Here is a 23451-nt window from a genome sequence, read left to right as displayed (position 1 = left end):
CGAACAAAAAAGCCCCGTCAGGGGCTTTTTTATGGCCCGTTGAAAACCAGATCCGGCGGATGTGATGAGCAAAAGAGGTTGTCTGATATGCACGCACACATGACGGGAAGAAAAGGCCTTTACGGGTTTTGCCCGGCCCTTTCACCGTTAACCCGTGCCGCCTTTATAGATAGAAGGCGGAGGTTTACGCGCGGGAAAGCGGGTTATTCGCCAAACACTTCATCCACCATCGCCGTCGCGATGCGCGTTGCCGAACAGAGCCGCGGCATGCCCAGCGCCACCGTTTGCCAGCTCTGAGTAACAGACCAGCAGATCGGATGGCGTTCAGCATCACACCAGTCGCCAAGCCAGCCAAGTAAATCTTTATAGTCCATCAACCCTGGCGTTGAAGGTGTCGCCAGCCACTGGTGGTAGAAATGTCGGGTCGCCGGCGAAGCATTAATTCCCTGCGCCAGAAAATCGGCAGCCATCGCACGCAGGTTATCTTTCAGCATTTTCGCCACACCTTCATTCGCCAGGCGACAGGCATCACCAAACGCCCCCCAGCGCAACTCTTCCAGCGCGATGTAGCAACGACCGGCCATCGACCAGCCGTTGTAATTCCCGGCGCGCCAGTGTGCAAAAACTTGCTCGCTATGGTTCCCCGCCTGTACGGCCAGCCCGCGCTGGGTCAGCGCTTTCTCTTTCCACGCCGCACGCTGGCTAAAATGGTCAACCAGCTCGTCATATTGCTGCTGCGCGCCAGGCGTCGCGTTGGCAGGACGGCGCTCCGCTTGTTGTAACGCCGCCAGCCGCTCGGTAATGCGGGTTAATGCCAGATACCCAGGATCAAGCATGCTGGCCAGTTTTTCCGCCAGCCCCAGACGCAGCGCGTCGTTCTCATTTAATACGCCAGACATCGCCCACGGGCGCAGCTGCGTTTGCGCCATGATCTCCTGCGTCAGCCGCTCACGAAACAACTGCTGTTGAGGCACAATCGGCGTCTGGCGCGGCGCATCAACGCCCTGCACCAAGTCCACGATAAATTTCGGGTGAATACACTCAAGTACGCGCCCCGGGCCGTCCAGTAGTCGATTTTTCATGGTAGATCTGCCGCGAAGAGGGTTTGTATATCATCGCGTAACAGGCGTGCGTCCTCATGGATCCAATTGGCTGTCCTGATGCTCTGCTGCAACTGCTGGCGCAACGCCAACACTGACGACTCGTTCTGCTGTCGTATCGCCAGGCTGTCACGCAAACTTTCCTGTAGACCCGCAAGACTTAACGAGAATTCGGCAAAAAATGTCGCCATTCCCGCCGTAACAGAAACATCGACCTGCGCGCTCAAAGCTTTACGAATTTGTTCACAAAAATGAGCAACATGGTCGATGAGTTTCTTGTTTAACGCCGTAAGGTCGATCACATAGCGGGTTCGCGTGGCGACATAATCGTCCCACCCCCAACTGGGGTTATTGAGCCAACGCGACACGGTTTCCCGCATGCTGCCAGCGCGCGGCGCCTGCCCGGCCGGCAAATCTTGCGGCGCTATCACATTGGTAAACAACGAACGGGCGTTAAAGTTGAGCGCGCTCGCCTGGAACGCCGGGAAACTGATACGTGCGCGAAAACCGGCGTGCGTAAGTTCCTCTTTAATACGAGTTTCGATGGGGCGCATCGCATCGTTCAACGAACGTGCCAGCGTGTTTTCCAGTTCGTCGAAGCGCTGTGCCAGCTCGCGACTGATGCGCTCCTGCGCCGCGACTAAAATCGTCTCGCACACCGAGCGAATTTTACTGAGCGCGACCTGCGCCTGGCCTTCATTTTCCAGCACCAGTTGTCCCGACGCGAAGCGCTCATCAAAACCTAAGTCAGCATGGCTTTCACTGACCATTGTCATTAACTGACCATCATGGAACCAGGCATCAATGGCTTCGACAATTTCAAATTGCTGACCATGAATATAGATCTCGGCTGCGGCGAGCGCCTCTTCCACTTCGTGTTCAATTTCATCACTCACACCTTCCTGACAGCTACGCAGCAGCGCCATATCCTCTTCCAGCCGGGAGATGTTTTGCTCCAGCTTTTCATAGGCCACGGTTAAACCCTGATAGCGAAAATCGAGGTACTCGCGGGCGCTTTGGGTGTAGTTCAGCAGCTTATGCGACGCCGAGCGCAGCGCATAAAGCGAGGCGTTTGCGTGCGCGGCATGCAGCAGTGTGCGAATCGGTTTTTCAAACAGCGAATCTTCCCACAGCAGATCGGCGGCATGGCGGATATGCTCAATATCCTCTAAATCGGCGTTACGCCAGCGGCGTCCGAGCGCGGCTTCGGCAAAGTCCTGCACCCAGCGCTGCTCTTGCGGGTCCGGCAAACGCCCCTGGTGCTGCAACTCGTGGCGGGCGCGGTTCGCCAGATAGCCCCACATTGAAGAGACCGGGAAAATCTGCGCCGGGTTAATGTTTCCTTTCATTAACGTCCCGGAAATCAGCGCCTTAACCTGATCTTCATCGTCACTGTTACGATCTTTCTGATCGAATTTGTTCACCAGCGCATACAGCGGCACCGAACGGCCAACCGAGGAGATCGCGCGGCGCACCTCCTCATCAGAGATGGATTTAAGCTGTGTGTAGTCCATCACCGCCAGCACCGCCGAAGCGCGCGCCAGTTGCTCGTTGAGCATTTTTTGCAGATGTGGCTGCCCGGCTTCATTCGGCCCGGGGGTATCCAGCAGCGTCAGTTGACCCAGTTGATTATCCAGCCCGGCCAGATGCACAAACTCCACCTCAATCACCGGAATGTGTTCAATCGCCGCATAGGCGGAAAACGGGAAATCCACATCCAGCGCTTTGGAGAGGCGCACCAGATCATTGAGGCTTTTCAGGCAGTGGAAAATCGGCTGTGCGCCCAGGTAGTGCTTATCAAACGCATCGCCTTGCGCAATACGATCCAGCAGCGCGGCCATGTCTTTATCGATTTCAATTTTTTGCGCCAGCTTTTCACGGTTGTAATTAAACAGCCGCGTCTGCAGCTGTTGCGCCAGCGCGTCGATAGGCCCGACGTGAGAAAAGTGCAGCACCGGCTCTTTTTGACCAGGCGTGTGGCGAATAAGGGTGGGCAACGCGGTCATCGGCCGGTTACGGTTGGGCAGCACTTCCGTGCCGACAATCGCGTTGATGGTGGTCGACTTGCCTGCCTTCATGGTACCAACAATCGCCAGCACCATTTCCAGCCGGGTAATTTTCCGTAATTCGTTATGCAGCGTCGCCTGCTGCGCTTCAACGCCGCGCGCGCTGAAATGCAACGGCAAAACATTGGCGTTTTCCGCCTTACCGCTGGCGTGCGACTCATCAAACGTCGCCGTCGGTATTTTTTTTAAAGCCTGGAGATTGTGCAAGGAAAGTTGCAACAATCTTTCTGCTTCCTGGCTTAATTCAAAAATTGTTTGTGTGTGCATGTCAAAAGTCTTTCCTTAACGCAAATTTTCTTACTTTTATTTAGCCGGAATGTTTTATTAGTGAAGTTTCGGCTTTTATAATTACGTGTGGAAAATATCTTCGAAAAGATAAACACCTGATGATACTCAGGAAAATATATATTTTTTTTCTCAAAAAATGACAGCGCCGCAACTCCGGTGATAAAAACCAGAGAGTTTGAGCTTAGCTCATTTTCAGGAACAACCAGGATATATCATCATTTATTTACCCACCCAATTTGAGAGGTAATAACCACCATTGCTGGCAGCGTTGCAGGCATGACAGTTCAGGTTCGAATTACACCAGATACTCCACGCCACCTTATATGAATTAGTAAATGCTGGCAATTTCCACCAGAAAATAATCTAAATAACTGGCGTAAGAATTTACTCATCATGTTTCAGGAATAAGCATCGCTTAACCGAATGACAGGTTATGTCACTACAAACACTTTTTATGTTTTTTCTGAAAAAAATAATAACAACGGCAATAGTACGGTTTTGCTGTATAATCGCAGCCTTTCTGGCGCTGAGCCTTTGTGCGGTTTACCCCGCTTGTATGTACTTTTGAGGAACTCCCTATGCAACTCCCCCACTGCCCAAAATGTAATTCCGAATACACCTATGAAGATAATGGCATGTTCATTTGCCCGGAATGCGCTCACGAGTGGAACGATGCGGAACCTGCTCACGATGCAGATGAATTAATCGTCAAAGATGCTAACGGCAATCTTTTAGCCGATGGTGATAGCGTCACCGTAATTAAAGACTTGAAAGTAAAAGGCAGTTCTTCAATGTTGAAGATCGGCACCAAGGTAAAAAATATTCGTCTGGTCGAAGGCGATCATAATATCGATTGTAAAATCGACGGTTTCGGTCCAATGAAACTCAAATCTGAATTTGTTAAAAAGAATTGATGTTTTGACGGGAAGCATTCGCTTCCCGTCTGGTTTACTTTTTCCCGCAACGGCTACACTTATGGCAGATTTCGTTACCCGAGGTAATGATTATGCCGCTCAGTCCCTACATCTCTTTTTCTGGTCAGTGTCAGCAGGCCATCGAGTTTTACCAGCAGGCACTTCATGCTGAATTAACCTATAAGATTACATTTGGTGAAATGCCCACGTCCTCGCAAGAGCGCAATAACGATGAAGGCTGCGCTGCGGGTCAGGCTTTTGCCAATGACGATATTGCCCACGCGAATTTACGCATTGCCGACAGCGAAATCATGATGAGCGATGGCAGGCAAAACAGCGCAGATTACAGCGGTTTTACCTTAAGCCTCGCCACACAGGATATAGATCAGGGCAAGGCCTGGTTCGACGCGCTTGCCGCCGACGGACGCGTCACCATGCCGTGGCAGGAGACGTTTTGGGCGCACGGCTTTGGCATGGTGACCGATAAATTCGGCATTCCCTGGATGGTGAATGTCGTCAAAGCACCACCTGCCGCTTAATCTCTTCATTTAAAAAGGAGCCAATGGCTCCTTTTTCATTTCTATACCGCCATATGGCTTTTCCTGCTTGCCAAGATTCATCCCCGCGCAATCACCGCATAACCAAAATGCAACATTTGCCCTTCACGATAAGACCACATTTTACCTGGCCCGCGGAGCTACAATGAGCATGCACTTGTCCAGACATCCGACCAGCTACCCCACGCGCTATCAGGAAATCGCCGCACGGTTAGAGCAGGAGCTTCGCAGCAACTATCGCTGCGGCGACTGGCTACCCGCAGAGCAGCAACTGGCTACGCGTTTTGAGGTTAACCGCCACACACTGCGTCGCGCGATCGATCAACTGGTGGAAAAAGGCTGGGTACAGCGCCGCCAGGGCGTCGGCGTGATGGTGCTGATGCGCCCGTTCGATTACCCCCTTAATGCGCAGGCGCGCTTTAGCCAGAACCTACTCGATCAGGGCAGCCATCCCACCAGCGAACGCCTGCTGGCAGTGCTGCGCCCGGCGTCTCAACACGTCGCCGATGCGTTAGGCATCCAGGAGGGCGACAACGTTATTCACCTGCGTACTCGCCGTCGGGTGAATGGCGTAGCGCTGTGCCTTATCGATCACTATTTCTCCGACATGCAGTTATGGCCGCTGTTGCAGCAGTTTGATAGCGGTTCACTGCATGACTTTTTACGCGATCGGGCTGGTGTCAGCCTGAAACGCACCCAGACACGCATCAGCGCCCGCCGCGCGCAAGTTAAAGAGAGCCGCTGGCTGGAGATCCCCACTATGGCGCCGCTGCTCTGCGTGCGCACCCTTAACCATCGTGAAGGCGAGGTCAACGCCACGGAATACTCCGTCAGCCTGACGCGCGCCGACATGATTGAATTCACCATGGAGCACTGAATGCATTTTGATACGCCAACCCGACAGCGCTGGATGGCCGCACTCGCGCACGCCACGCCGGAGATGCTGCGCGGCCGAATGCGCACCCTCGGACTCACCCCGGAATACGAACAGGTGCGCGCCCCGCAGACCGGCCTGGTGCAGATCCAGGCACGCATGGGCGCGACCGGCGAGCGTTTCTTTCCGGGTGACGCCACATTAACACGCGCCGTTATTCGCCTCGAATGCGGCACGCTCGGTTTTAGCTGGGTGCTCGGGCGCGATAAAGGCCACGCCGAGCGCTGCGCCGTGTGTGATGCGCTGTTACAGGACCCTTCCCGTTTCCAGACGTTGATGGAAACCCTTATTACCCCGCTGGAAGCGGACCGCGCCGCGCGACTTACCGCGCGCCAGGCTGAAGTCAACGCCAGCCGGGTCGACTTCTTTACGCTGGTTCGCGGAGATAACGCATGACCTTACAACCCGCTTTCGCCTCGGCGGTTCACGATGCCCAACACTGTTTTCGCCGTCTGTTAAAAGCCATGAGCGAGCCGGGCGTGATTGTCTCGCTGCCGCAGTTAAAACATGGCTGGCCGCCGCTCAACCCGGCCACCACCAGCGTGTTGCTGACGCTTGCCGATAACGACACGCCAATTTGGCTTTCCGCCGCCGTGGATAACGATATCGTGCGCCAGAATCTGCGCTTTCACACTAACGCGCCGCTGGTCGATCAACCGCAACAGTCGCTGTTCGCCATTGCCGATCACACCCTCAGCGCCGGACAACTGAACGCGCTGCCGGGCGGCACCGATATCAGCCCGGAAAGTAGCGCGACCCTGATTTTACAACTACCTGCGCTGAGCGGCGGACGCATGCTGCGCCTGACCGGGCCGGGCATTCTGGAAGAACGCATGATTGCTCCGCAGTTGCCGGAGTGCATTACCGATGAGTTTACCGACCGCCCGCACTCGTTCCCGACAGGCATCGACGTGATCCTGACCTGTGGCGAACGCGCGCTGGCAATCCCCAGAACCACATTGGTGGAGGTGTACTGATGTACGTTGCTGTCAAGGGGGGCGAAAAGGCCATCGCCGCTGCCCACGCACTGCAGGAGCATAAACGCCGTGGCGACGCGGAGCTTGCGGAGCTGAGCGTTGCGCAAATCGCCGACCAGTTGCATCTGGCGGTTGACCGCGTGATGACCGAAGGCGGCATTGCCGATCGGGAACTGGCGGCGCTGGCGTTAAAACAGGCGAGCGGCGATAACGTCGAAGCCATTTTTCTGCTGCGCGCTTACCGCACCACGCTGCCGCGCCTGGCGGTGAGCGAACCTATCGACAGCGCGACAATGCGTTTAGAACGCCGTATCTCGGCGGTTTATAAAGATATTCCTGGCGGTCAGTTGCTTGGCCCCACTTACGATTACACCCACCGCCTGCTCGATTTTACCCTGCTCGCCGAAGGCGAAACGCCGACGCTCACCACGCGTGAAGCGCAGCAGGACGCCGCACCGCACGTGTTTAGTTTGCTGGTCAACGAAGGGCTGGCGAAAGCCGAAGAAGATAGCGGCGCAACCCCGGACGACATTACCCGCAATCCCCCGGTCTACCCCTGCTCACGCTCTGCGCGCCTGCAACAACTGGCGCGCGGCGATGAGGGTTACTTGCTGGCACTGGCCTACTCCACGCAGCGTGGCTACGGGCGCAACCACCCGTTCGCCGGTGAGATCCGCAGCGGCTATATCGACATCGAAATTGTGCCGGAAGAGCTGGGTTTTGCGGTCAACATCGGCGAACTGCTGATAACCGAATGTGAAATGGTCAATGGCTTTGTCGCCCCGCAAGAGGAGATGCCGCACTTCACGCGCGGATACGGGCTGGTGTTCGGCATGAGCGAACGCAAAGCGATGGCGATGGCGCTGGTCGACCGCGCCCTGCAAGCCGCCGACTATGGCGAGCCAATTAAAAGCCCGGCGCAGGACGAAGAGTTTGTGCTGGCGCACGCGGATAACGTTGAAGCCGCAGGCTTTGTCTCGCATCTGAAACTCCCCCACTACGTTGATTTCCAGGCCGAACTGGATTTGCTCAGACAGCTACAACAGGAGAGACACCGTGGCTAACGCGCTGACCGGTTACAACTTTGCTTTTCTGGATGAGCAAACCAAACGCATGATCCGCCGTGCGCTGCTAAAAGCAGTGGCGATCCCCGGTTATCAGGTGCCGTTTGGCGGGCGCGAAATGCCAATGCCTTATGGCTGGGGCACTGGCGGCATTCAGCTTACCGCCAGCGTGATTGGCGAAGAGGACGTGCTGAAAGTGATCGACCAGGGCGCGGATGACACCACCAACGCCGTCTCTATCCGCCAGTTTTTTACCCGTGTTACGGGAGTGGAAACCACCGAACACACCGCCGACGCCACGCTGATTCAGACCCGTCACCGTATTCCCGAAACGCCGCTCAAAGAAGATCAAATTCTGATTTACCAGGTGCCGATCCCGGAACCGCTGCGCTTTATCGAGCCGCGCGAGACAGAAACCCGCACCATGCACGCGCTCGAAGAGTACGGCGTAATGCAGGTGAAGCTGTACGAGGATATTGCCCGTTTTGGCAATTTCACCACCCGCTATGCATGGCCGGTAAAAGTGAATGCCCGTTACGTGATGGACCCGTCGCCCATCCCGGCGTTTGATAACCCGAAAATGCACATGATGCCCGCCCTGCAACTGTTTGGCGCCGGGCGTGAAAAACGCATCTACGCCGTGCCGCCCTACACGCAGGTGGAGAGCCTCGATTTTGAGGATTACCCCTTCGCACCGCAGAAGTGGGATCAGCCGTGCGCCATTTGCGGTTCCACCCATAGTTACCTGGATGAAGTGGTGCTGGATGATACCGGCACGCACATGTTCGTCTGCTCCGACACCGATTTCTGCCGCCAACAGAGCGAGGCTTTACGCAAATGACCCAACCGCTGCTTTCGGTGAATCACCTTTCCCATCTTTATGCGCCAGGCAAGGGTTTTCAGGATGTCTCTTTCGAGTTGTGGCCGGGCGAAGTGCTGGGCATTGTCGGTGAATCTGGCTCAGGCAAAACCACGTTACTGAATGCGATTTCGGCGCGCCTGGTGCCGCAACACGGCACCATCACTTACCAGGCGCGCGACCTCTACACGATGAGCGAAGCTGAACGCCGCCGCTTGTTGCGCACCGAATGGGGCGTAGTCCATCAGCATCCGCTCGATGGCCTGCGCCGCCAGGTTTCCGCCGGCGGCAATATCGGCGAACGTCTGATGGCGACCGGGGCGCGGCATTACGGCGATATCCGTGCCCGCGCTGAGCAGTGGCTCGGTGATGTCGAGATCCCGCCCTCACGCATCGACGACCTGCCAACTACTTTTTCCGGCGGCATGCAGCAGCGTCTGCAAATCGCCCGTAACCTGGTCACGCGCCCGAAACTGGTGTTTATGGATGAGCCCACCGGCGGGCTCGATGTTTCCGTACAGGCGCGTTTGCTCGATCTGCTGCGCGGCCTGGTGGTGGAGATGAACCTTGCTGTAGTGATGGTGACCCATGATTTGGGCGTCGCGCGGCTGCTGGCGAACCGTTTGCTGGTGATGAAACAGGGTCAGGTGGTGGAAAGTGGGTTAACCGATCGGGTGCTCGACGATCCGCACCACCCTTACACCCAATTGCTGGTCTCCTCGGTATTGCAAAATTAAGGAGTGGATGATGACTGTTTTGCGTGTGGAAAATGTCAGCAAGACCTTTGTTCTGCATCATCAAAACGGCGTGCGCCTGCCGGTACTGCGTGAGACATCGCTCAGCGTTGAGGCCGGTGAATGTGTGGTGCTGCACGGGCATTCCGGCAGTGGGAAATCGACCCTGCTGCGCTCGCTATATGCCAATTACCTGCCCGACGCCGGACATATTCATGTCAAACATGGCGACGAATGGGTGGATCTGGTGCAGGCCCCGGCGCGCAAAGTGCTGGAAGTGCGCCGCCACACCATTGGCTGGGTGAGCCAGTTTTTACGCGTGATTCCCCGAGTTAGCGCGCTGGATGTGGTGATGCAGCCGCTGCTGGAACAGGGCGTTGCCCGCGAACAGTGCGTACAAAAAGCGGGCGAGTTGCTCACCCGGCTGAATGTGCCGGAACGTTTGTGGCACCTCGCTCCCGCCACCTTTTCCGGCGGTGAGCAGCAGCGCGTCAATATCGCGCGCGGGTTTATTGTCGACTACCCGATTTTGCTGCTTGATGAACCTACCGCTTCGCTGGATGAGAAAAACAGCGCCGCTGTCGTTGAACTGATCGCGCAAGCCAAAGCGCGCGGCGCAGCGATTGTCGGCATCTTTCACGATGGCGCCGTGCGCGAACATGTCGCCGATCGCCTCTACCCGATGGGGATCTCTGCATGATCATCAACAACGTAAAACTGATCCTCGAAGATGAGGTAATCAACGGCTCGCTGGAAGTGCGTGACGGCGTCATTCGTGCTTTTGCCGAAACCCAAAGCCGCCAGCCCGGCGCGCATGATGGCGACGGCGGCTGGCTGATGCCGGGGCTTATTGAACTGCATACGGATAACCTGGATAAGTTCTTCACCCCGCGCCCGAAAGTGGACTGGCCCGCCCATTCCGCGATGAGCAGCCACGACGCGCTGATGGTCGCCAGCGGGATTACCACGGTGCTGGACGCGGTAGCGATTGGCGATGTGCGCGACGGCGGTGACCGGCTGGAGAATCTGGAAAAGATGATCAACGCCGTGGAAGATTCGCAAAAGCGCGGGTTGAACCGCGCGGAGCACCGCCTGCATCTGCGCTGCGAACTGCCGCACCACACGACGCTGCCGCTGTTTGAAAAACTGGTTGGCCGCGAGCCGGTCGCGCTGGTGTCGCTAATGGACCATTCGCCAGGACAGCGCCAGTACGCCAGCTATGAGAAGTATCGTGAATATTATCAGGGCAAATACCATCTCACCGATGAGCAGATGGATCAGTTCGAGCAGGAACAACTGGCGCTGGCGGCACAGTGGTCGCAGCCAAACCGGTTAGCCATCGCCGCTATATGCAATGCGCGTAACCTGCCGCTGGCCAGCCACGATGACGCAACGCGCGAGCACGTTGTCGAATCGCACCAGTTAGGCAGCGTGATTGCTGAATTCCCGACCACTTTCGCGGCGGCGGAAGCCTCGCGTGAGCATGGATTGCGCGTGCTGATGGGCGCACCCAATATCGTGCGCGGCGGTTCCCACTCCGGCAACGTGGCGGCGCACAAACTGGCGCAGCTTGGCATGCTGGATATTTTGTCGTCCGACTATTATCCCGCCAGCCTGCTGGATGCGGTGTTTCGTGTAGCCAGCGATGAAGAGAATGACTTCAGCCTGGAGAAAGCGCTTCACCTGGTGACCAAAAACCCGGCGCAGGCGCTGAATCTTAACGATCGCGGCGTGATTGCCGAAGGGAAGCGGGCGGATCTGGTGCTGGCGCACCACAAAGGCGACCACGTACGCATTGATCACGTCTGGCGCGAGGGGAAAAGGGTGTTCTGATGGGCAGACTGATCTGGTTAATGGGGCCGTCCGGCGCGGGCAAAGACTCGTTGCTGGCGGCGCTGCGCCAGCGGGAACATCCGCAATTACTGGTTGCGCACCGCTATATCACCCGCCCGGCCAGCGCCGGGAGCGAAAACCATATCGCGTTGAGTGAAAAAGAGTTTTTTACGCGTGCCGAGCAGCATCTGTTTACGCTGAGCTGGCATGCCAACGACTTTTATTACGGCATCGGCGCAGAGATAGACCTCTGGCTACAGGCCGGGTTTGATGTGATGGTAAACGGTTCGCGCGGGCATCTGCAACAGGCGCAAGCGCAATATGGCGACACGCTGATACCGGTGTACGTGCAGGTTTCGCCAGCTATTTTGCGCCAGCGCCTGGAAAAACGCGGGCGAGAGAGCGCCGCAGAGATTGAAGCGCGGCTGGAGCGCGCGGCGCGTTACCAGCCGGGTAATTGCCTGACGCTGAATAACGATGGCAGTTTGCTACAGTCAGTAGAAGGACTGGTCATGCTGATTCGTGCGCAACAAGGGAAAAGCGCGTAATGATGTCGGCGTAGCGTTGCTGCGCCGGTTACGTTGACTCAACCGTTAAAGCGAGGCGCTATGAGCCTGACAATCACCCTTACCGGTACCGGCGGCGCACAACTGGTGCCGGTTTTTGGTTGCGACTGCGCCGCCTGCCGCCGCGCCCGTCAGAATGAAACTTATCGCCGCAAACCCTGTAGCGCAGCCGTGAAGTTTAACGAGGCAGTAACTTTACTCGACGCCGGTATCCCTGACCTGATGGAGAACTTCCCCGCAGGTCACTTTCAACAATTCCTGTTAACTCACTATCACATGGATCACGTGCAGGGTTTGTTTCCGTTGCGCTGGGGCGTGGGCGCTAAAATTCCGGTCTTTGGCCCGCCGGATGAACAGGGCTGCGACGATCTGTTCAAACACCCCGGTCTGCTTGATTTCAGCCATACCGTTGAACCCTTTGTGGTGTTTAATCTGCAAGGTTTACAGGTGACGCCGCTGCCGCTGAATCATTCGAAACTCACGTTCGGTTATCTACTGGAGTCGGCGCACAGCCGGGTGGCGTGGCTATCCGATACGGCGGGTTTGCCGGACAAGTCTCTGAAATTTCTGCTTAATAATCATCCGCACGTTATGTTCATAGATTGTTCTTATGAACCGCGTGCGCAAACGCCGAAAAATCACTGCGATTTGAACACCGTTATCGCCCTGAATGAGGTGATTGGCTGTCCAAGAGTTATCCTAACGCATATCAGTCATGTCTTTGATCAATGGATGATGAAAAACCCGCTGCCGACGGGGTTTGAAGCAGGGTATGATGGCATGCGGATTGTGCTGGATTAGACCGCATAATATGGATATATTCGTCGCATCAATTCCGGTGGAAGCGGAAATAAGCAAACGCAGCCTGTAAAGAGGTCGTTTGAAGGATTAAGCGTACAGACTCGCAGCAAAAACAAAAAAGTTGTTGCGCATAACGCAACGGGGTCTTACTTACCCGCGTGTGACCAGGCAGTTATTAGCACATCGCGGCTTTGAAGAGTATTGAGCTTGCCATGAATGTGCTTTTTATTTGTAGCCGAAACCAGTGGCGCAGCCCCACGGCTGAGCAGGTATTTCGTCGCTATCCCGGGCTGAATGCCCGTTCCGCTGGCACACAACGCCAGGCGAGAAAAACCGTCTCCCCCGCCATTCTCTCCTGGGCGGATGTTATTTGCGTCATGGAAGAGCATCACAAAAGCCGGATTCTGGAAGACTTCAGCCGCCTGGTGCAGCATAAACCGGTTTACGTGCTGGATATTCCTGACCATTACCACTTTATGGACCCGCAACTGGTCGCGTTGCTGGAAGATGTCGTTCCGGCGCGTTTAGGTTTGCGCATCCCTGCGTAGCCGCGTTAGCGATAATAATCGTCGTCTTCCAGCCTGCGCTGTTCATCATCAAGCTGGCGCCGCTCGCGATCGAGCTGGCGCTGGCGGTCATCCAGTTGACGACGCCGATCCTCAAGCTGCTGATAACGATCGTCGTACTGCCTGCGCTGGTCGCGGCTTTGGTAGTCATCATCGCGCCTGTCATCGCGGCTATCTGTGTTATACGCTTCGCCAATCGCCCGCTGGATATTACCAATCGCATCATCAATCATATCCGCGTGGGCAACCTGACCACTGAGTAAGAGAGCGCCGAGCACCAGCGCGTTCGCGTAACGTTTCATAAAGGCCAGCCTCAAATAGGGACGAGGCTTACGTTAATTCAGCCACGCGCGCGCCGGGTAGCGGAGGAATCTCAAATCCACTACGCCGCAATACGCCGCAGCGCCTGAGCAAGTTGTACGCGGGTAAACGGTTTGCGCAAAAGCTCGACATCCGGCAGCGCAGGGTTCTGCGTCGGGCGCAGATCCTGGCCGCTTATCAGCAACAGCGGCAGTTGCGGATAGTGCTGACGCGCAAGGTTAATCACTTCCGCCCCGCTTAGCGCGCCGGGCAACATCAGGTCGCTAATCAGTGCGCCAATCTCCGGCGACGCGCTCAGCAGTTGTAACGCCTGCTCGCCGCTTTCGGCCTCCAGCGTTAAATACCCCAGCTCATGCAACTGTTCACACAAGGTCTGGCGGACATCCGCCTCATCTTCCAGCACCAGAATCAGCGTGTCGCGGGTATCACGTGTTTGCGCCAAATCGGGCTCGGGCTGATTGACCACCTGCACCGCCGCGCGGGGCAGTTGCAAACGCACCGTGGTGCCCTGCCCTGGCGCGCTTTCGATCTCTACCCGCCCGCCGGACTGGCGGACAAAACCGTAAACCATCGACAGCCCTAACCCGCTGCCGCTGCCGGTCTGTTTGGTCGTGAAGAACGGTTCAAACACCTGCGCTTTGACTTCCTGCGACATCCCACAGCCGTGATCCACCACCTCCAGCGCCACCATATCCTGCTTGCGTCCGTCAGTGCGGGTCACGCGCTGATTCCAGGTGCGCACTTTGATAACCCCGCTCTGCCCTTCCATGGCATCGCGGGCGTTCATCACCAGGTTGATGATGGCGTTTTCCAGTTGACCGACATCGATCCACGCGGGCCACGCCGGGTTCTGCGCCTCTATTTCCAGCGACAACGTCGCAGGCAGGGAATGGCGCATCAGCTCGCCGAGGTTTTCCAGCAGCGGCTGCATCTCTACTGCGTGCGGGTGCAGCGACTGCTTACGTGAAAACGCCAGCAGGCGCTGCGTGAGTAACGCGCCGCGCTCGGCGGCTTTCAGCGCCCGCGAAATACGCGGCGCATCCGGTGAATCGGGCGAGACCAGTTCAAGGCTGCCGATAATCACCGCCAGCAGGTTGTTAAAGTCATGCGCCAGCCCGCCGGTTAGCTGCCCGACCGCTTTCATCTTCTGACTGTGCAACAATTCAGCTTCCAACCCCTTCCGCTCGGTTCGGTCCAGCACCACGTTAACCATTCCACGTCCCGGCACCGGGCTGAAGCGCAGCTCAATGGTGCGGTCATCTGCCAGCCGCAGCTCCTGCGGTTTGGGTAGCGGTCGGGCGAGATTCTCCTGCACGTGGCCGGGCAGATCACTCACCTGGTGCAGCAAACGCTGGTAATGCTGGCCGCGCTGGAGCGCATCGGCGGTTAACCCCAGCAGCAGCGGATATTGCGGGTTCCACACCACCAGACAACCCTGGTTATCAAACAGGGCAAAGCCGTCGCGCATCGCATGAAAAGTGGTTTCCAGTTGCGTGCTTTTCTCTTTCAGCAGCTTTGAGGTGTGCTCCAGCGAGGCGGTATTGCGCGCGAAGACGTTAAACGCCCGCGCCAGCTCGCCCAGCTCGTCCCGCCGCTGCAAACCCGGTACGGAAACCTCCTTTTCACCGTGCGCCAGCCGCGACATGGCGCGTGAAATCGCGGTCAAATTGGATCCTAAGTTACGGTAGATATACCAACCGGCAAAGCCGGTGATCACCAGCGCCAGCAGGGCGAAAACGCTGATAAACGCAATGATGGAGCGCATCTCCTGGTGGCTCTGGGTGGTGCGCAGCTCAGAGGCGTTCGCCACTTCCGAAACATACTGGTTAATGTCGCTATTGAGCAGTGCCACCAGCGCTTTGATATGAAACATTGACCAGCTTATCGCCAGATCGCTCTCTTCCAGTTGCAGCGACAGCGGCTCCAGTTTGCGCAACTCGGCGCTGAAATCGGGCAGGATAAACGCCACCTTTGGGCTGGCGCTTTGCAGCGGTAATGTCGCCATCACCTCCGATAACTGTTTGATGGTCGGGCGCGGAGAAGGCGTTTGAATGGCGGCGATGATAAGCCGGTCCATCTCTTCCAGCAGGCGGCTGTCGGGGATCTTTCCCCCTTCCCGCGCATTTATCTCCTGTAAATGACGCAGGTAACTTTGGCTTTGATAGAGCGAGCTGAGCAGCGCATTACGCTCCAGATGGCGGCGCTGTCCGCGTTGCAGCATCTCGGTGACGCTTTGCTGCAACTCATGGCTGCGCCGCGTGATCTGAGCCACCAGTTGCGGCTCCAGTTGCGCAAGCGGCGCGTTCGCCAGTTGGTTAAGCGAGTGTTGCAGCGCACTTTGCGTCGCTTTCAGCCGCTCGGCTTCGCCTTTGTACTCCAGCGCGCCGACCACCTGCGACAAACGCACCGCCGCCGTGGCGACGCTTGCGGTATCGCGCGCCAGGTTCATGCTGCCGGTCATATCGTCCAGCGTCTGCTGCTGCACCTGTTCCTGAATCTGGCTGGCATGGCGAAAGCCGAGCACGGCGACGCCGCACACCATTAAGGTCACTGCCACTACCAGCACATTAAAAAACAGCAGCCGCCCACGGGCGCTGGAAAAGAACGGGTTCGCGCGATACGGCATAGTGGCTCCACAAGAGGCTCAACGCGGTGATGTGGCGTCACTATGACAAATATGAACAGCTTCTGACATTGTGCATTTACGAACGTGTGATGAAGTGCGGATATCGTCCTTCCGAGGAGCCTGACATGAGCACAACGCCCGTTCTGGAGATGCGCAACATTGCCAAAGCGTTTGGCAAGTTTTATGCGCTCAAAGGGGTGGACCTGACGGTCTGGCCCGGCGAGATCCACGCGCTGATGGGGGAAAACGGCGCGGGGAAAAGTACGTTAATGAAAATCCTTGCCGGGGCGTACAGCGCCACCAGCGGCGAGATCCTGATTGACGGCCAACCCTACACAATAAAAGGCCCGAAAGACGCGCTGGCAGCGGGCATCACCTTGATTTATCAGGAGATGCAGCTCGCGCCCAATCTGACCGTCGCCGAAAACATTTTTCTCGGCAGCGAAATCGCCCGTGGCGGGCTGGTGCAGCGCAAAGAGATGGCCGCACAAGCTCAGGCGGTGATCGATCGCCTTGGCGCCAACTTCAAAGCCACTGATCGCGTGATGACGTTAACCATCGCCGAACAGCAGCAGGTGGAGATCGCCCGCGCCCTGCATCGCAACAGCCGTATTCTGGTAATGGATGAACCCACCGCCGCCCTCTCCTCGCGTGAAACTCACCGCCTGTTCGAACTGATCCTGCGCCTGCGCGATCAAGGTATGGCGATTATTTACATCAGCCATCGCATGGCGGAAGTGTATGAGCTTTCCGATCGCGTCAGCGTGCTGCGCGACGGGCAATACGTCGGCAGCCTGACCCGCGACAAACTTAACGCCTCCGAACTGGTACGCATGATGGTCGGGCGGCCGCTCAGCGATCTGTTTAACAAAGAGCGCGATATTCCACTCGGCAGCCCGCGTCTGAGCATTCACCACCTGACCGATAACGAAAAGATCCAGCCGGTTAGCTTGCATGTCCGCGCCGGGGAGATCGTCGGTCTCGCCGGGCTGGTTGGCGCGGGACGATCGGAACTGGCGCAACTGATCTTCGGCGTGCGCAAAGCCACCGGCGGCATGATCGAAGTGGATGGCGAACCGGTAGTGATCCACTCCCCGCGCGCCGCCATCGATTTGGGCATTGGTTTTTTGACCGAAAACCGCAAAGAGCAAGGGCTGTTTCTCGAACTGGCGGCGCAGGAGAACATCACCATGGCGACGCTTGAGCGCGACGCCGCCTGGGGAATGCTCGACCGCAAAAAAGCGCAGTCGATCTCCGATGATGCCATCAAGCTGCTCAACATCCGCGTACCGCACGCGCAGGTACGCGCGGGCGGGCTTTCCGGCGGCAACCAACAGAAACTGCTGATCTCGCGCTGGGTGGCGATCGGCCCGCGCATTTTGATCCTCGACGAGCCAACGCGCGGCGTCGATGTCGGCGCAAAAAGCGAGATCTACCGGATCATGAACCAGATGGCGCGCAAAGGCGTGGCGATCCTGATGATCTCCAGTGAGCTACCGGAAGTGGTCGGCATGAGCGATCGCGTATATGTGATGCGCGAAGGCGACATTGCCGGTGAGTTACTCAACGGCGACATCACCCAGGAAAACATCATGACGCTGGCGACCGGCGTTAACGAATCCCTACACCCGGCGGTACACCATGACTGATTACAAAGAAAATGCAGCCACCGAGGTCGCCAAATCGGCCTCCGCCAAAAAGATGTTAATGGGCGATCTGATGCAAACGGTCGGCATCCTGCCGATTTTGATCCTCATCGTCGCCGTGTTTGGCTTTATCGCGCCGAATTTCTTTACCGAGAGCAACCTGCTGAATATCACCCGCCAGGCGTCGATCAACATTGTGCTGGCGGCGGGGATGACTTTCATCATTCTGACCGGCGGCATCGACCTGTCTGTCGGTTCGATTCTTGGCACCACGGCGGTGGCGGCCATGGTGGTGTCATTGATACCGGAACTCGCCATGCTGTCGGTGCCGGCGGCGCTGATGCTTGGTCTGGTGCTGGGGTTATTTAACGGTGCGCTGGTGGCCTTTGCCGGATTACCGCCGTTTATCGTCACGCTTGGCACTTACACCGCGCTGCGCGGCGCGGCCTATCTGCTGGCCGACGGCACCACGGTGATTAACTCCGACATCAGTTTTGAATGGATCGGCAATAACTATCTTGGCCCGGTACCGTGGCTGGTGGTGATCGCGCTGGCGGTGATTGTGGTGTGCTGGTTTATTCTGCGCCGCACCACGCTTGGCGTTCATATTTACGCGGTGGGCGGCAATATGCAGGCCGCACGCCTGACCGGCATCAAAGTGTGGCTGGTTTTACTGTTCGTCTATGGCATGAGCGGGTTGCTCTCTGGTCTTGGCGGGGTAATGAGCGCCTCGCGCTTGTACAGCGCCAACGGCAACCTCGGCATGGGCTATGAGCTGGACGCCATCGCGGCGGTGATCCTTGGCGGCACCAGCTTTGTCGGCGGGATTGGCACCATCACCGGCACGCTGGTGGGGGCGCTGATTATCGCCACCTTAAACAACGGGATGACGCTGATGGGCGTCTCCTACTTCTGGCAATTGGTGATCAAAGGGGCGGTGATCATCATAGCGGTGCTGATCGACAAATACCGTACCCGGCATCATCAGGCAGCATAACAATACCCTACAAAACAGCAACATAAGCGAGGATTACAGCATGCGTCTTAAACCTCTTGTCACTGCGCTCTGCGCGGGTGCTCTGCTGGCCAGCGCCCCGTTCGCGCAGGCCAAAGAACTGAAGTCCATCGGCGTGACGGTGGGCGATCTGGCGAACCCCTTCTTCGTGCAAATCACCAAAGGCGCGGAGCTGGAAGCGCGCAAACTGGCGGGCGATAAAGTCAAAGTCACGCTGGTTTCCAGCGGCTACGACCTCGGCCAGCAAGTGGCGCAGATTGACAACTTTATCGCCGCCAAAGTCGACATGATCATCCTCAACGCCGCGGATTCCAAAGGCATCGGCCCGGCGGTGAAGCGGGCGAAAGAGGCCGGAATTGTCGTCGTGGCGGTTGACGTAGCAGCGGAAGGCGCTGACGCCACCATCACCTCCGATAACACCCAGGCGGGGGAAATGGCGTGTAAGTACATCACCGACCGCCTGAAAGGCAAAGGCAATGTCGTGATCATCAACGGGCCGCCGGTTTCCGCTGTGCAGAACCGTGTTGAAGGTTGCCAGACCGAGTTTAAACGCCACCCGGACATCAAGGTGCTTTCCGATAACCAGAACGCCAAAGGCAGCCGTGAAGGCGGGCTGGAGGTGATGACCTCACTGCTTGCCGCTAACCCGAAAATCGACGGCGTATTTGCGATTAACGATCCGACGGCGATCGGTGCCGATCTGGCCGCTAAACAGGCGCAACGCAACGAGTTCTTTATCGTTGGCGTCGACGGCAGCCCGGACGGTGAAGAGGCGCTGAAACGTAAGAACTCGCTGTTTGTCGCCACACCGGCGCAGGATCCGCAAGTAATGGCCGCCCGTGCGGTGGAAATTGGCTATGACATCCTGCAAGGCAAGCCTGCGCCTAAAGAACCGGTGCTGATCCCGGTGACCATGATCGATAAGCAGAATGTTGGCAGCTACAAAGGCTGGACGGTGAAATAACGGTTTATCCCTCTCCCGCAGGGGAGAGGGAGTGCCAACACAGGGGATACCATGAAACGCTCCGCCATTAATGAGGTTCTCGGCCATACACGACAGTTCTTCTCAATGCACGATGTGCATCTGCCTCCGTTTGCCAGCTTTCCGCCGACCAAATGGCAACAACTGGACAGAGAGGCCTGGCGCGAAGTATTCGATCTGAAGTTAGGCTGGGATGTCACCGCCTTCGGCAGCGAGAATTTCTACGCCCAGGGACTGACGCTGTTTACGCTGCGCAACGGCTCGCCCAACGGCGCGCCCTATGAAAAATGTTATGCGGAAAAGATCATGCATGTGCGCGACGCACAGGTGACACCGATGCATTTTCACTGGCGTAAGCGCGAGGACATCATTAATCGCGGCGGCGGTAATTTAATTATTGAACTGTGGAACGCCGGGGCGAATGACGAGACGCTGAATACCGACGTTACCGTGGTCATTGATGGCTGCATTCAGACACACGCGGCGGGCAGCCAGCTGCGCCTCTCACCAGGGGAAAGTATTTGCCTGCCACCGGGGCTGTATCACAGCTTCTGGGGCGAACCCGGCTTCGGTGATGTGCTGGTCGGGGAAGTGTCGTCGGTAAACGATGACGAGCACGATAACCACTTCCTGTATGCCCAGGATCGCTACAACACCGTTCTGGAAGATGAACCGGCGCTGCTGGTGCTGTGCAACGAGTATCATCTGTTTCTGAGCTAAAGGAGTTTGCTATGCCGCTGATTTCTCTTGCCGAAGGCCTGGCGCACGCCCGCAAACATCGCTACGCCCTGGGCGCGTTCAACGTGCTCGACTCTCACTTTCTACGCGCCTTGTTCGCCGCCGCGAAGCAGGAGCGATCGCCGTTTATCATCAATATCGCCGAAGTGCATTTTAAGTACATCTCGCTGGACTCGCTTGTTGAAGCGGTGAAATTCGAAGCCGCCCGCTGCGACATTCCGGTGGTGTTAAATCTCGACCACGGCCTGCATTTTGAGTCGGTGGTGCGTGCCCTGCGGCTCGGCTTCAGCTCGGTGATGTTCGATGGCTCGACGCTGGAGTACGAAGAGAATATTCGCCAGACGCGGGAAGTGGTGAAGATGTGCCATGCGGTTGGCGTGTCCGTTGAAGCCGAACTGGGCGCGGTCGGCGGCGATGAAGGCGGCGCGTTGTACGGCCACGCCGATGAAGCCTGTTTCACCGATCCGGCGCTGGCGCGGGATTTTGTGGATCGCACCGGCATCGACACGCTGGCGGTCGCCATCGGCAACGCGCACGGTAAGTATAAAGGCGAGCCGAAACTCGATTTTGAGCGCCTTGACGCCATTCGCCAGCAAACCGGCCTGCCGCTGGTGCTGCACGGTGGCTCCGGCATCAGCGATGAGGATTTCCGCCGCGCTATCTCGCTCGGCATTCATAAAATCAACTTCTACACCGGCATGTCACAAGCCGCACTGGGCGCCATTGAGCAGCGTATGGGCAACCGCCAGCCGCTGTATGATGAGTTCGCGCAGCTATTGCTCAGTGTTGAAGAGGCTATTACCGATACCGTCGCCGGGCAGATGCGTATCTTTGGCAGTGCGGGGCAACTGTGATGGAACGCAAAGGGGTTATCGCCGCCGGAAATATGCTGGTCGATCATGTCCACCAGATTGTGCAATGGCCGGAGCGCGGCTGGCTGGCGGAAATCACCCACAGCGAACGCTCCACCGGCGGTGCGCCACTGAATGTGTTGCTGACACTGGCGAAAATGCACGTTGGCTTACCGCTGCAGGCCGTTGGCCTGGTGGGGGAAGACAGCGACGGCGACTACATTCTGGCGATGCTGGAGCAGTACCACGTCAACCGCCAGCATGTGCAGCGCACCACGTCAGCACCGACATCCATGTCGCAAGTGATGACTGACCCTTCCGGGCAACGCACCTTTTTCCACTCGCCTGGCGCGAACCGCCTGCTGGATCTGCCCGCTTTTGACGGGCTGGACGGCAGCATGAAAATTTTCCATCTCGGCTATTTGCTGCTGCTCGACAGCCTTGATAAGGCTGATGAAGAATTTGGCACCCGCAGCGCACGCCTGCTGGCGCAAATGCGCGAACAGGGCTTTGAAACCTCGCTGGATTTGGTGTCGCGCAAAGGCGATCCGCGTTATCAGCCTCTGGTACTTCCCTGCTTGCCGCATCTTGATTATCTGGTGATCAACGAACTGGAAGCGGGCGAATTCAGCGGGTTAGCGATGCGAACCACCGACGACGAGCCGCATATTGAAAATATTGCCAGCGCGGCAGCAAAACTGCTGGCAGCCGGCGTCAAACAGCGGGTGGTGATCCACTGCCCGGAAGGTGCCTGGGGCGAAGCGCCCGGCGAAACGGGCAACTGGGTGCCGTCGCGGATGCTGAGCCAGGCCGAAATTATTGGCAGCGTGGGGGCGGGAGATGCCTTCTGTGCCGGGTTTTTATATGGCTGCCACGAAAGCTGGCCGCTGCAAAAAAGCATTCAGCTTGCGCATACCTGCGCCCGCGCCAGCCTGCTGTGTGCCAATGCGATTGACGGGGCGAAAACACTGGATGCGCTCCTGCTTGAGTTAGGCACCCCGGCGTGAGACCACGCGCCCGGATGTCTCTTGCGGCGATAAACAGGCGTTATGCGGCTTTATCGCCGTGAGAAACATCTGCGGCAAATACGTAGCCGAGCCCGCGCAACGTTTTGATCAACGCGGGTTGGTGGGGATTGATTTCAATTTTGCGGCGCAGGCGCATAATCAACACGTCAATGGTGCGGTCAAACACATCGACGCTTTCGCTGTGCGTCAGCTCCAGCAACTGTTCGCGATTAAGCACCCGGCGGGCGTTTTGCACCAGCGCCAGCAATAAACTGTACTCCCCTTGCGTCAACGCCACGCTCTGCTGCTGGGGGTTAAACAGCTCGCAGCGCTCGGGATCGAGATGCCAGCCGTTAAACAGGAAACCCGCCGTTTTTACCGCAGAGGTTTCCGCCGCCAGCACGCCGGTACGTCGCAGTACGGCTTTAACACGCGCCACCAGCACACGCGCGTTGAACGGCTTACCAATGTAGTCATCAGCGCCCATTTCCAGACCGACCACCACATCCGATTCGCTACCCAGCCCGGTCAACATCACCACCGGCAGTGACGGGCGCAGTTTTTGTAGCTGCTGTAATACCTGCAAGCCATTGATATCCGGCAACATCATATCCAACAGCACCAGCGAGATATCCGCATGCTGCGCACAGAGATTTACCGCATCGCGCCCGTTATGGCAGGCGTAGACCGTAAAGACATGCTCGTTGAGCACATCTTCCAGCAGTGAACACACCGCCGTATCGTCATCCACAACCAGAATCGCAGGTTTCATTGTCCGCTTCCGCCAGGCTTCGTTTGCTCATTCTGGCTCATTCTGTTGGCAGTGATTGATAATTGCAGCGAATAAATGCCGGATTTTTAATCGGGGTCACATCCCCTCGCCTTTCGACACGTCACTTTTGACGATGACCTGCGTTTCGTCAGTATTTTGACCAAATATCCGCCGTAATATCAGTAAATACCCCCAGCAACACTGTGGCATAGAAGATGCATAATCGGGGGCGAT

Annotated in this window: 24 protein-coding genes; 19 read left to right on the top strand and 5 right to left on the bottom strand. The window is 57.2% G+C overall.

From position 1 onward, the window contains the following. Positions 1–203 precede the first annotated feature (203 nt). Positions 204–1082, bottom strand: coding sequence for a diguanylate cyclase regulator RdcB family protein (locus IP581_RS01880; protein ID WP_086873981.1), 879 nt, complete (start codon positions 1080–1082; stop codon positions 204–206). Beyond that, complete coding sequence (crfC, locus tag IP581_RS01875; protein ID WP_193821624.1) at positions 1079–3433, bottom strand: clamp-binding protein CrfC; 2355 nt, start codon at positions 3431–3433, stop codon at positions 1079–1081. The genes IP581_RS01880 and crfC overlap by 4 nt, the downstream gene beginning before the upstream one ends. 599 nt (positions 3434–4032) lie before the next feature. Between crfC and IP581_RS01870 the strand changes: the two genes are divergently transcribed. The 13 genes from IP581_RS01870 (at position 4033) to IP581_RS01810 (ending at position 13241) form a co-directional block, all read left to right on the top strand. Then, complete coding sequence (locus tag IP581_RS01870; RefSeq protein WP_017459520.1) at positions 4033–4368, top strand: zinc ribbon domain-containing protein YjdM; 336 nt, start codon at positions 4033–4035, stop codon at positions 4366–4368. Between the two features lie 92 nt (positions 4369–4460). Beyond that, the gene (gene yjdN, locus IP581_RS01865) at positions 4461–4907 is read left to right on the top strand and encodes a VOC family metalloprotein YjdN (RefSeq protein WP_193821623.1); all 447 of its coding nucleotides are present in this window, start codon (positions 4461–4463) and stop codon (positions 4905–4907) included. A 169-nt stretch (positions 4908–5076) separates the two neighbouring features. Beyond that, a complete protein-coding gene (phnF, locus tag IP581_RS01860) occupies positions 5077–5802 on the top strand; it encodes a phosphonate metabolism transcriptional regulator PhnF (protein ID WP_193822629.1) in 726 nt (241 codons plus the stop codon). Further along, complete coding sequence (gene phnG / locus IP581_RS01855) at positions 5803–6255, top strand: phosphonate C-P lyase system protein PhnG (RefSeq protein ID WP_193821622.1); 453 nt, start codon at positions 5803–5805, stop codon at positions 6253–6255. After that, positions 6252–6836, top strand: coding sequence for a phosphonate C-P lyase system protein PhnH (gene phnH, locus IP581_RS01850; RefSeq protein ID WP_193821621.1), 585 nt, complete (start codon positions 6252–6254; stop codon positions 6834–6836). Before phnG ends, phnH begins: the two co-directional genes overlap by 4 nt. Further along, the gene (locus IP581_RS01845; protein WP_086873975.1) at positions 6836–7900 is read left to right on the top strand and encodes a carbon-phosphorus lyase complex subunit PhnI; all 1065 of its coding nucleotides are present in this window, start codon (positions 6836–6838) and stop codon (positions 7898–7900) included. Before phnH ends, IP581_RS01845 begins: the two co-directional genes overlap by 1 nt. Next, positions 7893–8741: an alpha-D-ribose 1-methylphosphonate 5-phosphate C-P-lyase PhnJ gene (locus IP581_RS01840; RefSeq protein ID WP_193821620.1), complete on the top strand. Its 849-nt coding sequence runs from the start codon at positions 7893–7895 to the stop codon at positions 8739–8741. The genes IP581_RS01845 and IP581_RS01840 overlap by 8 nt, the downstream gene beginning before the upstream one ends. Further along, complete coding sequence (gene phnK, locus IP581_RS01835; protein ID WP_193821619.1) at positions 8738–9496, top strand: phosphonate C-P lyase system protein PhnK; 759 nt, start codon at positions 8738–8740, stop codon at positions 9494–9496. The genes IP581_RS01840 and phnK overlap by 4 nt, the downstream gene beginning before the upstream one ends. Before the next feature lie 10 nt (positions 9497–9506). Then, positions 9507–10193, top strand: a complete 687-nt coding sequence (gene phnL, locus IP581_RS01830; RefSeq protein ID WP_193821618.1) for a phosphonate C-P lyase system protein PhnL — start codon at positions 9507–9509, stop codon at positions 10191–10193. Continuing rightward, complete coding sequence (gene phnM / locus IP581_RS01825; RefSeq protein WP_097401630.1) at positions 10190–11326, top strand: alpha-D-ribose 1-methylphosphonate 5-triphosphate diphosphatase; 1137 nt, start codon at positions 10190–10192, stop codon at positions 11324–11326. The genes phnL and phnM overlap by 4 nt, the downstream gene beginning before the upstream one ends. Continuing rightward, positions 11323–11874: a ribose 1,5-bisphosphokinase gene (phnN, locus tag IP581_RS01820; protein WP_193822628.1), complete on the top strand. Its 552-nt coding sequence runs from the start codon at positions 11323–11325 to the stop codon at positions 11872–11874. The genes phnM and phnN overlap by 4 nt, the downstream gene beginning before the upstream one ends. Before the next feature lie 60 nt (positions 11875–11934). Beyond that, positions 11935–12693: a phosphonate metabolism protein PhnP gene (phnP, locus tag IP581_RS01815; RefSeq protein ID WP_193821617.1), complete on the top strand. Its 759-nt coding sequence runs from the start codon at positions 11935–11937 to the stop codon at positions 12691–12693. 212 nt (positions 12694–12905) lie between these two features. Further along, positions 12906–13241: a low molecular weight protein tyrosine phosphatase family protein gene (locus tag IP581_RS01810; RefSeq protein WP_017459508.1), complete on the top strand. Its 336-nt coding sequence runs from the start codon at positions 12906–12908 to the stop codon at positions 13239–13241. Between the two features lie 5 nt (positions 13242–13246). Here IP581_RS01810 and yjdP read toward each other — a convergent pair whose 3' ends face one another. Further along, positions 13247–13561 (bottom strand): DDRRRQL repeat protein YjdP, encoded by a 315-nt coding sequence (yjdP, locus tag IP581_RS01805; RefSeq protein ID WP_086873968.1) that lies wholly within the window; start codon positions 13559–13561, stop codon positions 13247–13249. Between the two features lie 80 nt (positions 13562–13641). Beyond that, positions 13642–16206: an ATP-binding protein gene (locus IP581_RS01800; protein ID WP_193821616.1), complete on the bottom strand. Its 2565-nt coding sequence runs from the start codon at positions 16204–16206 to the stop codon at positions 13642–13644. 125 nt (positions 16207–16331) lie between these two features. On the opposite strand from IP581_RS01800, the gene IP581_RS01795 reads away from it, so the two are divergent. From IP581_RS01795 to IP581_RS01770, 6 genes are read left to right on the top strand one after another with little or no spacing between them, the layout of a single operon-like run. Next, entirely contained in the window at positions 16332–17855 is a 1524-nt protein-coding gene (locus tag IP581_RS01795; protein ID WP_086873966.1) for a sugar ABC transporter ATP-binding protein, read from the top strand. Next, positions 17848–18849 (top strand): ABC transporter permease subunit, encoded by a 1002-nt coding sequence (locus IP581_RS01790; protein ID WP_086873965.1) that lies wholly within the window; start codon positions 17848–17850, stop codon positions 18847–18849. The genes IP581_RS01795 and IP581_RS01790 overlap by 8 nt, the downstream gene beginning before the upstream one ends. Positions 18850–18889: 40 nt before the next feature. Further along, positions 18890–19831: an ABC transporter substrate-binding protein gene (locus tag IP581_RS01785; protein ID WP_086873964.1), complete on the top strand. Its 942-nt coding sequence runs from the start codon at positions 18890–18892 to the stop codon at positions 19829–19831. Between the two features lie 51 nt (positions 19832–19882). Then, positions 19883–20569 (top strand): D-lyxose/D-mannose isomerase, encoded by a 687-nt coding sequence (locus IP581_RS01780; protein WP_086873963.1) that lies wholly within the window; start codon positions 19883–19885, stop codon positions 20567–20569. Positions 20570–20580: 11 nt separating this feature from the next. Then, entirely contained in the window at positions 20581–21441 is an 861-nt protein-coding gene (locus IP581_RS01775) for a ketose 1,6-bisphosphate aldolase (RefSeq protein WP_193821615.1), read from the top strand. After that, positions 21441–22445 (top strand): carbohydrate kinase family protein, encoded by a 1005-nt coding sequence (locus IP581_RS01770; RefSeq protein ID WP_193822627.1) that lies wholly within the window; start codon positions 21441–21443, stop codon positions 22443–22445. The genes IP581_RS01775 and IP581_RS01770 overlap by 1 nt, the downstream gene beginning before the upstream one ends. A gap of 40 nt (positions 22446–22485) precedes the next feature. Here IP581_RS01770 and IP581_RS01765 read toward each other — a convergent pair whose 3' ends face one another. After that, positions 22486–23217 carry a response regulator gene (locus IP581_RS01765; protein ID WP_097401635.1) on the bottom strand — a complete coding sequence of 244 codons (732 nt, stop codon included), beginning with the start codon at positions 23215–23217 and terminating at the stop codon, positions 22486–22488. Positions 23218–23451 lie beyond the last annotated feature (234 nt).

It is taken from the genome of Kosakonia pseudosacchari, from assembly GCF_015167415.1.
Classification (GTDB): domain Bacteria; phylum Pseudomonadota; class Gammaproteobacteria; order Enterobacterales; family Enterobacteriaceae; genus Kosakonia; species Kosakonia pseudosacchari.
This window is presented reverse-complemented; position numbering and strand designations above follow the sequence as displayed.